This window comes from Parabacteroides vesiculifaciens, assembly GCF_049860805.1.
Taxonomy (GTDB): Bacteria; Bacteroidota; Bacteroidia; order Bacteroidales; family Tannerellaceae; genus Parabacteroides.
In genome coordinates this window covers 3,182,375-3,196,276 of the sequence record NZ_CP187555.1, presented here as the reverse complement: position 1 = coordinate 3,196,276, position 13,902 = coordinate 3,182,375, and the positions used below count along the sequence as shown (strand labels likewise).

Here is a 13,902-nt window from a genome sequence, read left to right as displayed (position 1 = left end):
TCGTCTGCTATTTAAAAGGTTACGTTAATACCGAAAGTACAGGTGCGATACAGCGGGTACATACCGTAGTCGGTACCGGGAGCTGTTACGTTGTCTTCCTTGAAACTTGTTTCCGGGTTGTAGCCGCTATAACTTGTGATTGTCAGCAGGTTCTGTGTGGAAACATATACGCGTGCACGTTGGATGCTGCATTTCTTTGTGAATGCTTCGGGCAGCGTATAACCGACTGTCAGGTTGTTTACACGGAGGAAAGAAGCGTCTTCCACCCAGCGTGAGGAGATGGCATTGTTCTGTCCGGTCGGCTGTGAGTTGGCTCTCGGAATCCATCCGCTGCCCGGATTTGATTCTGACTGCCACCGTCCCATCATCTCTTTCAGCTGGTTCTGGTTGCCTTCGCCCTGTGTGTAGAAACGTCTTCCCAAGTGTAGCACTTCATTTCCGACAACCCCTTGCAGGGAGATGCTGGCATCGAAGTTCTTGTAGGTGAAAGAGTGTGTCATCCCCCAGGTGAAGTCCGGCATATTGTTACCGATGATCGTACGGTCGTCGGCATCGATTTTCTGATCTCCGTTGACATCTTCGAACATAACGTCACCCACCTGCGTGTCGGCCAGGTGAGGATATGAATCCAGTTCTTCTTTCGTTTTGAAGATTCCCAGCATCTTATATCCGTAGAAAGCACCGATCGGTTCGCCTACCATCGTGATATGGGTCGTCCCGGCACCGCCGTCGCTGAAGATCGGGTCGCCTGTCGGTCCTAAAGCCAGTACTTTATTGCGGTTGACGGAGATATTCCCGGTTGCATCCCAAGTAAAGTCTTTTCCTCTGAACGGAGTACCGCTAATAGTGATTTCAAGACCTTTGTTACGCATTTTTCCGATATTTTGCATGGCTTTATCAAATCCAGTGATTGTCGGGATGTCGACGTTCATCAACAGATCGGTAGTCTTACGATAGTACAGGTCCAGAGACAAAGACAGACGGCTGTCCAAAACGGAGATTTCGAAACCGAGGTCGGTTTGGCGTGTCTTTTCCCAGGTCAGGTCAGCGTTGGAGAAGCTCTTTTGGGCTGCACCGTTTACGATATTACCCGTACCCGTTCCCAATACATAGTTAGCATTTTCCATGATACCGATCGACGCATAATCACCGATATTATTGTTACCTGTGATACCGTAGCTTGCACGGATCTTCATGTCCGACAACCATTTTACATCTTTCAGGAAGTCTTCCTGAGACAGGCGCCATGCTACTGATCCGGAAGGGAAGTAACCATAGCGGTTGTTTTTGCCGAAGCGGGAAGAACCGTCTGCACGGATGGATGCGGTCAGGTAGTATTTGTTGTTATAACGATAGTTGACACGTGCCAGATAAGAAAGCAATGTCCAGGTCTTGCGTTCCGACTTGCTGCTTTTTACGGTTGCATTGTTGAGTGTCTGGATTTTATCATTCGGGAAATCGGAACCTGTAGCCTCGGTGTAGCGGTAGATGTTTTTCTGTGCAGTGACACCGGCGACAGCGTCGAGTTCGTGTTTGTCCCATGATCCGAAATAGGTAACGGTATTTTCGTTCAGCCAGTTGATTACCTCGGTGGACTTTTCTGTCGCTTTTCTTTCCGTTGAAGGAAGAGGAGCTACATTACCGTTGTTAGGGATGTTTGCCGGACGGAAGTATTCGCTTCTGTATTCGCGGATGTCGGCACCGATCGTGGATTTCAACTTCAGGTTTTTCAACAAGGAGAGTTCGATGTAACCGTTGCTGAACAGGCGGAGGTCCGTGTCGTAATTGTGGATATTCGTACATGCCACAGCATTCGGTACACCGGTCAACCCGTCGCTGGCGACGGCGTACATGGACTGTGAAGCCCATGTACCGTCTTCATTGTATACAGGTACTACGGGGGATGTCGCCAAAGCAGCGTTGATGACACCGTCACTTGCCCAATGGCCTTGGGTTGTCTTGTTCGCGTTCATATAGGTTGGAGCCAGATTAACGCCCATCTTCAGCCAACTGTTCAGTTCGCTGTCGATTTTGGCTCTTGCCGAGAACCGTTCGTAATCACTGTTGATAACGACCCCCTGCTGGTTGAAATAGCCGGCAGAGAACATATATTTGGTCTTTTCGTCACCGCCTGTTACTGTCAACTGGTAGTTCTGAACGGGCGAAGTGCGGAAGATTTCATCCTGCCAGTCTGTTCCGGCACCTAAAGAGGCAATATAGGTAGCATCGTCGTAGATAGCCGGATAGCGATAGCGGTTTCCGGACGGACGCATACTCAGCGGATCGCTGGCAGATGCTCCCGGAACCTTGTTTATATAGTTGTTATTGAAAGCTTCCCGGCTGAATTCGACAAATTCCTGTGCGTTCATCAGGTCCATCTTCTTTGTTACGTTCTGGAAACCTGCATAGATATCCAAGCTTACACTGACCTTGCCGGTCTTTCCCGACTTGGTTGTGACCAATACGACACCGTTGGCTGCACGCGAACCGTAGATAGCGGCTGCCGAAGCATCTTTTAATACTTCGATAGATTCGATATCGTTCGGGTTGATCGCATTCAGGTTTTGTTCTCCCAGCGGATATCCGTCGACAACATACAACGGGGCGCTGGATGCCGTGATGGAACCGGACCCGCGCACACGGATTGTGGCCGCTTGCCCCGGTTGCCCTCCGACCTGTTGTACCTGTACACCGGCCAGTTTTCCGGCCATCGCTTCTGTCGGATGCGACACTTTGAGGTCTTTCATCGAACTGCTGCCCAATTGTGAAACGGCTCCTGTCAAGTCTTTTTTCTTCATGACACCGTAGCCGACTACTACAACTTCGTCCAGTGCTTCCGAATCTTCCTGAAGAATGATGTTAAAAGTGCTCTGATTTCCTACTTGTATTTCCTGTGGAGTAAACCCGATGTAGGAAACAACGAGGATAGCGTTTGCGGGCACATTCTCAAGCGTGAATTTACCGTCCATGTCCGTAATATTCCCGTTTGTCGTCCCTTTTACGATAATGTTGGCGCCGGCTATAGGACCGAGTGCGTCTTGTACGACTCCTGTGATGGTTTTTCCGTTTTGTTGCAAACGTGTAGGAGCTGCCGAGTCTGATTTTCCCCGTAGGCTCGTTGCAGGGGCCGTGATGTAGTTCTCACTTGCCAGAACACTGATGCTGGGCAAAAGAGAAAGCAGGCAAATTTTTGCCAATTTGTTATTTTTCATGTTCACGTGGTATTTTAAGTTACTACTCAATAAGTTAACTATATGGATATTGAGAATTGCCGTAGTTATTCTCTACATACAAAGATTCTTTGACTTCATGGTCCCATTGGATGATTGATTTAAGTTTATATTTATAAAACACAATTCATTTACGTTCTCTGATTTCATTTAAGATTTTACAAATATAGATAAAGTTGTTATTAAACAAAAAAAATTAACAGCTATTCCGGGGCGCTCCGAATATAACTGTTAATCTCTTTTAATTGTATTCGCTTCTGTCAGAAGCGGAAATACAATTTTCCACTGACATTATTTTCCGGTCCGTTTCCTCTGGCACGGTGCGGCTGCGATTGGGGACCGAAATCTTCCGCTTTTCCGAATTTCGTCCCGACTGCCGGAATTGCATTCATGAAAGATATATTTCCTTCCGGATAGTCGACAATCGTATGGTTGCGTTTCGGATCGTATTGTTTTTGTACGGCAGGGGTAAAGAGATGCAAGGTAACATCTTCTTTACCGCTGTAAACTTCGAAAGGAGTAGGGCAATCGAGCTTCATCCCGTAGAACAAAGAATAGTACCCTTTGAATTCCGGATAATCCCAGCTTTCACCGGTGATGGTGTTGTTATACTTCTTTTCCCAGATATCCAGTGAACCGCCTTTCATCCGGTTGTTATATACACGGTATGGCCCGTTGGCGAGCAAGGTTGCTCCGGCGATCTCCTTTTCAGGGAAGTCGAATGTGATACCCGCCATCTTGACCATATCCTGGGGGCGGTAATTGTAATCCAGTTCAACGATACCGGTAGGAAGCATGGTCCAGGTGAATGTATAGACCGTGTATTTTCCGTTCTTGGTTGTATAGGTGGCAATCAATTGCGGCTTTTCTCCATCCTTTTTATATTCGACCGATTTGCAGATGAGATCCTGGTCGGATATCAGTACCGGCCCGTTGTTCAAAGGTATTGCTTTACCACCGGAAATGACCGACCGGAGCAGGCCGTTTTGCTTGTCGAACAAGGCCTCCGTACCGGCGGCGGAAAAACTCCAGTGATCGCTATTGTCTTTTACAACCGGTGTGATACCATCCTGTGACAACAGACGATTGGCAAGACGGTCGGGTGTGCCGATCTCGTAGCTCCAGGTGAATAATTCCTGATTGTCGCGGTCTTTTACTGTGACATATAAGAAGTCGTAGTCCTGCCAGCCCGAGGGAAGTTCAAGCTGTAAGTAGCCCCTTTCTCCGGGACGGATATCCGGAGCCTCGATCTTGCCGGAAACAGATTGTATGGCCTTTTCCGAAAGCGAATTGATTTTAGCCAGCCGGTATGTGTAACCACAGGCGTTTGCATTTGTGAACGCATATCTGTTTTCTATTTCGAAACGACCGTCCCATCCCGGTGTGAGATAGCGTTCCGGCAGATGGATAGGCGACCATATTTCTTTGATTGTAAAGAAACTGCCTTCCTTTTCACGATAAGGTCCCACGATACCGTCGGCTCCATGATCCTTGTCGGTATCGTAAAATCCGTTTTTATCTTCGCGAACAACAGCTTGGTCCGTAAAGTCCCAAAGGAACATTCCGGCGGAGAGCGGATTGGAGAGCATCAGGTTCCAGTAGTCGTCGAGCCCGGCCCCGTGACCTCCGTCGTATAATCCGTGCAGGATTTCTGTCGGCATAAAGATATCCCTTCCGTGGAACATATTGCCGATGCCGGAATTATATTTGATGTAATGTACCGTATTGATATTTCCCGATAACGCCCAGGGATGCAGGACGGCCCGTTTTTGCGGATCATATTGCGGGAATAACGGGTCGAGGTCGAAATTGAAACCTCCCTCATTTCCGTTTGCCCAGAAAATGATAGACGGACGGTTGAGGTCCCGCTTCAGCATTTCACCTACCAATATGGTTCCGACCTCCGTATCATAAGGAGGATATTGCCAGGCGCACAGTTCGTCGATCACATACATTCCCAATGAGTCGCAAACTTCCAGAAAATGTTTGTCGGGCGGGTAGTGTGACATACGGACTGCATTCATATTCATTTCTTTCATCAGCTTGACGTCATTGATGCTAAGCTGTTTGTTTGTCGTTCGTCCCGTAGTGGGCCAGTGGGAGTGGCGGTTCACCCCTTTGAAGCGTATTTTCACCCCGTTGACATAGACACCGTCTTTCGGCTTCATTTCGACTGTACGGAACCCGATCCGGTCGGTTATGGTATGCAGTACCTTGTCTTTCTGGCGAAGGGTGATTATGGCGGTGTACAATTGTGGGTCTTCGGCTGACCAGGGTTTGATATTGTCGATTTTGCCAGATAGGGATATTTTTCCTGTTTTTTCGTTTATGGGAGCAGATGTGATTTTCCCCATCGTCTGGTTCTGGACATCTTTGATCTCTATTTCCGCTTTTATGCCGGAAAGTTTCTTGTCGATAAAGATATCTGCGTTCAGTTCACCCTGTTGCCGGGCATCGATCGCTGTATATTCGATGAAGTTATTAGGAACAGCTTCGAGGTAAACCGGACGGAAGATGCCTCCGAACACCCAAAAGTCACATTGCCGTTCCGCCTCGTTGATACTGGTGTTTGACGACATTTTATTCACTTTGACTTCCAACAGGTTCTCTTTGTTCGTATGGACTAATTGGGTTATTTCCCGTTTGAACCGGTAGAAAGCTCCCTGATGGGGATGACCTGCCTGTTTTCCGTTTACCTTAATCTCCGTATCAGTCATAGAACCTTCGAAAACGATAAAGATACGTTTCCCTTTCCATGCCGCCGGTACTTCGAATGTCGTTTTGTACAATCCTGATTCATCGGCTTTCGGCTTGTCATGCCCGTAATTGAAAGTTCCGTATCCTTCCATTTCCCAGCAGGAGGGAACCTTGATCTTATTCCATTCCCCGCTCTTCCTGCCACCGGTACAGAAGAAGTCCCATTCGACCGCATCGTCCGAACCTTGTCCGGACAGGTATTTTACATCAGTGGTCTGCCCGCTTGCAAACAGGCTACCTATTAAAAATAAAAAAGAATAAAAATATTTCATCATATAGATAGGAATTAAGAGGTTTTCTGATAAATAAGGATGATAAATGATGATTTATGGGTGTGATGGAATGACATCGTTGTCGAAATGATTGTCGTTCTGTAGGGGCAGGTTCTAAACCTGCCCGATATCGACAAATATACATGTTGCAATCGGGCGGGTTTAGAACCCGCCCCTACAGCGACACCTTAAATATACCGATAAATCATCATTTATCGAACTACCACAGCGGATGCTGTTTCAGATTCGGATTTTTATCCGTTTCGTCCTGAGGCAAAGGTAATGAATAATATTTATCATCTACTGCTCTGCCCAAGCGTTCTGCCATGCAATGTTGCCGTTTCATGTCGAATAAGGAGTGACCTTCTGCTGCAAACTCCCAAATACGTTCCTGTATGATCGCTTTCCGCAAGTCTGCTTGTGAGATGGACGAAGGAATCGGATCGAGTCCGGCTCTTGCCCGTACCCGATTGATACCCGTCAATGCATCTCCGACACGATTCATCTCGCAATAGGCTTCCGACTGCATCATCAGGACATCGGCATAACGGACAATCTTCCAGTTGCAACCATAGTCGCCTGCTTTTGTGGACTGATTGTCGTTCGGGTCCAGATATTTTGCAAAATGGCAAAGCGGGAAAGACGGCTCCGTTACATTGTCCGGATCGTAAACATAGTGTTTCCCGTTCTTCATGTCCGTAAATTCCGTTACAAATGTGGTAGACAAGCGCTTGTCACCCACTTCATAAGTCTTATAGAATTCAGGGGTGGAAATGAAAGAAGACCAACCGTCCGTTTTCTTGATGTTGTAACCGCGCATGCCCGACAAAGCCGGAATATCCTGGCCATTGATATTGGTCTGATATTCTACATCAAAGATATATTCTTTGCCGTGTTCGTTGGTCACATCGAAAATACGTCTGAAGTTATCTTCCAGTCCGTAACCGAAAGCCCCTTCATTGTTGATAATTTCGGTTGCTTTGGAAGCAGCCTTTTCCCAGAAACCGGCTTTGTTCCAGGGCCAGCCAGCCTGTGTCAGGTAAACTTTGGACAGTATGGCCATTGCAGCACCTTTGGTAGCGCGTCCGGCATCAGAGTCTCCCCATTTTACCGGCAGAACGGATTCCGCATACTGTAAATCTTCTTCGATCAAAGTCCAGGCGGCATCGTCCGTGCCCTGGTTAGAGGGAGTTTCTTCGTTCAGGTTGTCTGTCTCACGAATCACTACAACATGATCATAAAAACGCATCAGGGTAAAGTAATAGAGCGCGCGCAGGAACTTAGCCTGTCCGATAACCTGTTTTTTCGTATCTTCCGATTTGAATGAGATCTTATCGATGTTCAGCAACAGGTTATTTGCCCGGCGAATGGTGGAATAAGAGATCTGCCAGATATTTTTGCAAAAGTCCGTTGTCGGCGTCCAGGTCAGGTTGTCCATTTCCACACGCGAGGGAGCACTGGCATTGGCATAAGCCGCTTCGCCCGGAAAATCGGCTCCCATCCAGATATAACGTCTGAAACCCTTATCGTCGTTGAATGTATTGTATACAGCTGTCAGCGCAGCATTTGCATCAGCTTCCGTTTTGTAGAAGTTGTCGGGTGTGATAAACTCGTACGCTTCTTCATCCAAAAAATCACAGGAGGAAGAGGACACCAGTAATGCTAATCCGATTATATATTTATATAGTTTCATATTCTGTTCGTTTTAGATGATTAAAAACCAATGTTTACACCAAGAATGAAAGAGCGGGCAGTCGGGTAGGCGTTATAGTCCACACCCATCTGGAGATTGCTTTGTCCCTGGCTGTTCACTTCCGGATTGAAACCTGAATAGCCCGTGATCGTCAGCAGGTTCTGTGCGGTGGCATAAACACGTAGTGACCTGAGGAATGAAACTTTCGGGAAAGTATAGCCAAATGTCACGTTTTGTACACGCAGGAAAGAACCGTCTTCGATGAGGAAGTCGGACTGCAGCAAGTTCTGGTTTACCAATACGTGGGCACGCGGGTACTTGCCGTTCGGGTTGTTGGCCGTCCAGCGGTTCATCACTTCTTTGCGTTGGTTACCCCAAGTGCTGACGATATTCGTCTCGGCCCGTAATACATTATATATATCGTTGCCGACAGAACCGTTAATATAGATAGACAGGTCGAAATTCTTATAAGAGAAATTGTTGGTCCAACCGAAGATGAAATCCGGGTTCGGGTCACCGACGATCTGACGGTCTTCTCCGAAACTGATCTTGCCGTCTCCATTCTTATCCACGAAACGCATATCCCCTACTTTGTCGAAGTTGGAGTCTGCTACGCGCGGAGCGTCTTGCCATTCTTTGTCCGTACGCATCACACCGTCCGTCTTCAATAAGTTCCATACACCGACAGGTAATCCGGGTTCGAGCCAGCTACCGTTCACCTTCAGGTGGCCGGAGATCGTACCTTGCTGAGTCGGGATATATCCCGGAATTTCCAGCACCTTGTTTTTGTTGGTTGACCAGTTGACCATAGTGTTCCATTTGAACTGTCCGGTCAGCACATCGGCAGACACGCTCAATTCAAGGCCTTTATTCTGCAAGCTACCGATGTTTTTCAATACCGTGCCGAAACCGGTTGTCAGCGGGACGGAGATGTTCCACAGCAGGTCGGTTGTCTTTTTGTAATAATAGTCGGCCGTGAAGTTGATGCGGTTGTTGAGTACGCCGAAGTCAACACCTATGTCGGTGATAGCCGTCGTTTCCCATTTCAGGTCCGGGTTCGGCATATTGCCTGCACCGATACCTACACTGGTCACGCCCCCGATCGGATAGACATACGTATTCATCTTTTCCTGTGAGGAATAGCTGGAGATATTCTGGTTACCGGTTACACCCCAGCTGCCTCTGATTTTCAGGTTGCTGATCCAGTCCAGATCTTTCATGAACTTTTCCTGGTTGATACGCCAGGCGGCAGCGAATGACGGGAAGAACGCCCATTTGTTGTTCGTCCCGAACTTGGAACTACCGTCGGCACGTCCCGTTACGGTGAAAAGATATTTGTCCATCAGGACATAGTTGATACGTCCGAAACCGGATAATAGCGTGCTTTTGCTTCTTCCCGTATTCGGTTTGTCCCATTGTGCACCGGCATCCAGATTGTTATATCCGTATACGTCGCTGATGAAATCGCGGGCCGTCATGGAACTGGTCTTGTTTTCTTCATACAACAGGGAAGAACCGACCATTACGTTCAGCGAATGTGCACCGAACTTTTTGATATACGTCAGGATGTTTTCATTTGAGTAAGAACTGCTGCGGCGGTTTTGCTGCTGTGCGATACCGTTTGCATTGTAGCCGGTGTTCGTTTCTTTCGGTTCGTACACTTCGCGCAAAGCACTTGACATATCGGCACCACCGCTGACTTTCAGCGTCAGTCCGTCGATGATGTGGAACGTCAGGTCGGCAGAAGCCAATATACGGTCGATCGTCCCTTTATCCTGAAGATATTCCACATACGGAACCGGGTTGGGAACGGCAGAAGAGCCGGACAGGTAGTTCATGCGGATAAAGTCGCCTGTTTCGGGATCCCGTACCGGAACGGTCGGCGGCAATACAAGTGCGGCATTGATAACGGAAGTGTTACCACCGCCATCACCGTTTTCGCGTCCGATATTGGAAAATACACGGCTGATCGTGAAGCTGGTCGACAGGTCGACGACTTTGGATATTTTTGTGTCGATGTTGTTACGCAAAGAAACACGGTTGAAATCCTGGTTCTTCACAACACCGTCTTGTGCGAAATAGCTGGCAACAACCGAGAATTTCGTGTTTTCGCTTCCCCCGTTTACCGAAACATTATGACTGTGTATCGGGGCGGAACGGAAAATCAGGTCCTGATAGTTTGTCCCTTCTCCCAACTGGTCGACAGACGGATACAGCGGGTTGGGCGATGCGCTCGGATAGTAGATGGGACGACCGTCTGTCGTGGCTCCTTCGTTTGCCATTTCAGCCCATTCGGTTGCGTTCATCATATCCAGTTTCTTTGCTACATGCTGGAAACCGACATACCCGTCATAAGTGACTGTTGTCTTTCCCTGTTTACCTCTCTTGGTCGTGATCAGGATTACACCATTGGCTCCACGTGAACCGTAGATAGAAGTGGCGGAAGCATCTTTCAGGATTTCCATGCTTTCGATGTCGCCAGGGTTCAAAGTCGCCAGCGGGTTTTGTCCGGCACCGGAACCACCGGCCGAACCGCCTGCCGTAACAGGATAACCGTCGATTACATACAGAGGCTGGTTACCCGAAGTCAGCGAGTTGCCGCCACGAATACGGATATCGACAACGCCGCCCGGAGAACCGGAGGTCGCCATAACCTGCACACCGGCCACTTTGCCTTGCAAGCCCTGGTCGAAAGATGAGATCGCCTGTTTCTGGATTACGTCCGACTTTACAGATCCGACGGAACCCGTCAGGTCGCTTTTGCGCATCACTCCATAACCTACGACGACCACTTCATCCAATGCTTTTGTGTCTTCCGTTAGTTTGATAGTCAACGATGATTTGTTCCCTACCGGCATTTCCTGTGTGTTGAAGCCGATATAGGAAATCTGCAACACTGCCTTCGGATTAACGGTGAGGGTGAAATGACCGTTCATGTCGGTAATCGTACCGTTGGTCGTTCCCTTCTCTACGATATTAGCTCCGATGACCGGTTCGCCTGTCGCATCTTTGACAATACCGGTGATGGTCTGCCCTTTTTGTTGTAAACTGACCGGAGCGGCTTTTTCATCCTTCGAGATGATGATCTGCCGGTCGGAGATGTAATAATGTGTGTCGGTTCCTTCAAATATTTGATCAAGAATCTTGCTTACCTGTTCTTTCTGTGCTTTGACGGATACTTTGCGGTTCAGGTCGACCGAGTTATCCAGATAGAAAAAGATGTATTCGCTCTCTTTCTCGATTTTATTAAATACTTCTTTCACCGTGAGACTGTTCGATTCGATGGTGAAGAATGTTTCCTGCGAGTATGTCTCCGCCGCCAGGCAGAAACTCATACTCATCCATAAAAAAAGCAGGCAAATGCTAAACCTTGTGTTATTTTTCATATTGCTTATAGTGATTTAAGTTGGTAAAGATTTAATACTTCTCATCTTAATAGGGGAGAAGGATATACGTTCTCCTCCTGTGTCGTTGTGATTTAAGGATCCATACTGTACTGTTTTTAATGTTTGACTTTTATTTCTACACTCTCATATTTGTTTTCTATTTGAATCGGGGCCGCTTCTTTCAGAGCCTTCATCACTTCGTCCAGGCTCTCTTTCAGATCCAGCTTACCGCTGCAAGTCAGCTTGTCGGCCGGTCCTTCGCAATAGATGCGGACTCCGTAATAACGGGATAGTTTTTTCACGATCTCTTTGAGCGGCTGTTGACGGAACTGGTAATATCCGTCTTTCCAGGCCACATAGTCGTCGGTATCGACTGTCGTTATTTTTCCTTTATGCATTTTGCTGTCGTAGGAGAACATCTGGTTTGGAGTCAGGACGTTTTTGTGTTTGTTGAGGTTTACTTCGACCTTTCCGCTGACTAAGACCACCCGCGTATCCGCTTCGTTTTCATAGGCCGTGACGTTGAATTGCGTCCCCAGCACTTTTATATCCATCTGATGTGTTTTGACGATGAAAGGTTTTTGTTCGTCCTGGCTGACGTGCAGGTATATTTCTCCTTCGACGAATATCTCTCTTTTCTCTTTTGTAAACTTGACCGGATACACGACTTTCGAGCCGGAGTTTACCCAGATACGGGTTCCGTCGGCAAATGTGATGGACGATCGCCGGCCGACAGGTACGATCAGTTGGTTAAATTCCTGCACCTGCTCCGGGTTGTCTTTCGGGCTGAGGTCCACTTGTTCCGAGTTTACGTTAACCTTTCCTTCCTTTTTATATTCGAGTTGGGTTTCCGTTCCGTCGATGGTCAGCTTCTCGTTGTTGGAAAGGACCAATTGCACTTTTTCGTTTGTGCTATCCGGTGCCGGATTCGCTTGAATGATCGCCAGATAGTCGGTTTCGGTTTCCTCCGGGCGTTGGGTCGCATACCAGCCGATTGCCAATAGCAGAAGGAGGGAGGCTGCCGTACTGATGCCAAAGCGGATAAATTGCTTGCGCTTCGCCTTTTTCTCCACCTCTCTATTTTTTAATTCGATGCGTTGCCATAACGCATGTTCATCCTTGTCAGACAAGGATGAACAATTTTGTTCTATATTAATGGCATATAGGAAGAGGCGGGCATTTTCGATTTCTGTGGACAAAGCAGCATTTTTTTCCTGAAGATTACTCCAGAAAGTCCGGCTTTCTTCTGTCGGGTGTAATTCCGACTGTATGAAGAAGTCATCATTCAGCAGTTGCTCTGTGGTATATGTTATATAGTTTTTATCCATTCTCCGGTAAACATTTTATATAAAGGACAAAGTCATTTCTTCTTTATACTCACCGGTAGTGGAATTTTTTTATTTTTCTTATTGGGCGGAAATGGATAGGAGCAGGAGGAATACTTCTGCCGGTCCGTATAAGTCGCGTATCTTCTTCAGAGAGCGTTGAATCAGGTTTTGTGCGGACTGGTAATTCATGTCCATCATGATACAGATTTCATCGAAACTAAGTTCCTGGATAAAACGGTAATAGATGATTTCCTTTTGGCGCGGGGTCAGTACATTCAGGATTTCCTGTACCTTTTTCTGTTGGTTGGTTTGTTGTTCGTCGTTTACATACTGTTCTTCAACGGTCAGTCCGAGCGTGAAGGAGACTGTTTCATTATTATAAGGCGTAAAGCGGTCTTTCCTGTAAAGGGCGTTGAGCAGGTTATTCTTCAAAGAGATGAGCAGGTACACTTTTATGTTTTTGGGGGTGACCAGTTGTTTCCTGTTTTTGTATAATCCGGTAAAAACGTCCTGTATGCAATCTTTTATAAGTTCCGTATCGGAGGTGAAACGATGGCCGTAACGGAATAGCATTTGTATGTAGACCTTGTATATCCAGCAATAAGCTTCATTATCACCGGCTAAGAATAAGTCCCATTTTATTTTACTTTCGTCTTCCCGCATAAATTTGCTGTATGGACACAAATATAAGACTTTTATCAGAATAACGAACGTTCCGGTATCGTTGTCCCGGACTTATTTTTTATTATCCGGATGATAATTCCGTATAATCGGTATCTGTTTTCAATTCGTATAGTATTTATTTCTTATCCGACAACTGTCAGCCAGCCAGCCGACAAATGTCGAACAGCTGGCTGACAGTTGTGGAACAGTTAGCCGACAGCTGTCGGTTAAGGAATTGATAGAGGCAAAATTCCAATTTCATTCCGACTCATTTCAGATACATCCCAAGTAAAGTTTTTTTCTTTCCGGTTATGTTGGAAAATTTAACAGAGGCATTGTGTTTCATTACTCATCGTTCCTATATCTTCTTCTTAGCCGATTTAGAAGTACGTCCTGTGCGAATGGGAAAATACATAACTGCAAAATATTCAGATAAATGGGTAATATTATAAAAATAAGATTATATTTTAAGAGTAGGCATTGTGGAATTAGTGTGAGTTCTATCAGAACTATGGTTTTCAATTATCTCATTTCTGGGCCAAAGATATGAAAATTTCATTTCATTGTGTGTAT

The 13,902-nt window shown here is 46.8% G+C and carries 6 protein-coding genes; all 6 read right to left on the bottom strand.

The window, feature by feature from the left end; all coding sequences use genetic code 11:
- Positions 1-11 precede the first annotated feature (11 nt).
- The 6 genes from ACPYIV_RS12950 to ACPYIV_RS12925 all read right to left on the bottom strand — a co-directional run bounded on the left by ACPYIV_RS12950 (position 12) and on the right by ACPYIV_RS12925 (position 13,329).
- Positions 12-3,212, bottom strand: a complete 3,201-nt coding sequence (locus ACPYIV_RS12950) for a SusC/RagA family TonB-linked outer membrane protein (protein WP_425883363.1) — start codon at positions 3,210-3,212, stop codon at positions 12-14.
- Positions 3,213-3,490: 278 nt separating this feature from the next.
- Positions 3,491-6,262: a glycoside hydrolase family 2 TIM barrel-domain containing protein gene (locus ACPYIV_RS12945; protein WP_425883361.1), complete on the bottom strand. Its 2,772-nt coding sequence runs from the start codon at positions 6,260-6,262 to the stop codon at positions 3,491-3,493.
- 217 nt (positions 6,263-6,479) lie between these two features.
- Positions 6,480-7,952 (bottom strand): RagB/SusD family nutrient uptake outer membrane protein, encoded by a 1,473-nt coding sequence (locus ACPYIV_RS12940; protein WP_301704504.1) that lies wholly within the window; start codon positions 7,950-7,952, stop codon positions 6,480-6,482.
- Positions 7,953-7,972: 20 nt separating this feature from the next.
- Positions 7,973-11,338, bottom strand: coding sequence for a TonB-dependent receptor (locus ACPYIV_RS12935; RefSeq protein ID WP_425883359.1), 3,366 nt, complete (start codon positions 11,336-11,338; stop codon positions 7,973-7,975).
- Positions 11,339-11,454: 116 nt separating this feature from the next.
- Positions 11,455-12,666, bottom strand: a complete 1,212-nt coding sequence (locus ACPYIV_RS12930) for a FecR family protein (RefSeq protein WP_293739026.1) — start codon at positions 12,664-12,666, stop codon at positions 11,455-11,457.
- 78 nt (positions 12,667-12,744) lie between these two features.
- Positions 12,745-13,329 carry an RNA polymerase sigma factor gene (locus ACPYIV_RS12925; protein WP_293739025.1) on the bottom strand — a complete coding sequence of 195 codons (585 nt, stop codon included), beginning with the start codon at positions 13,327-13,329 and terminating at the stop codon, positions 12,745-12,747.
- Positions 13,330-13,902 lie beyond the last annotated feature (573 nt).

Bases quoted from the DNA above. Each gene is read 5' to 3' on its own strand.
- ACPYIV_RS12950 (WP_425883363.1), bottom strand. From the start codon at position 3,212: ATGAAAAATAACAAATTGGCAAAAATTTGCCTGCTTTCTCTTTTGCCC.
- ACPYIV_RS12945 (WP_425883361.1), bottom strand. From the start codon at position 6,262: ATGATGAAATATTTTTATTCTTTTTTATTTTTAATAGGTAGCCTGTTT.
- ACPYIV_RS12940 (WP_301704504.1), bottom strand. From the start codon at position 7,952: ATGAAACTATATAAATATATAATCGGATTAGCATTACTGGTGTCCTCT.
- ACPYIV_RS12935 (WP_425883359.1), bottom strand. From the start codon at position 11,338: ATGAAAAATAACACAAGGTTTAGCATTTGCCTGCTTTTTTTATGGATG.
- ACPYIV_RS12930 (WP_293739026.1), bottom strand. From the start codon at position 12,666: ATGGATAAAAACTATATAACATATACCACAGAGCAACTGCTGAATGAT.
- ACPYIV_RS12925 (WP_293739025.1), bottom strand. From the start codon at position 13,329: ATGCGGGAAGACGAAAGTAAAATAAAATGGGACTTATTCTTAGCCGGT.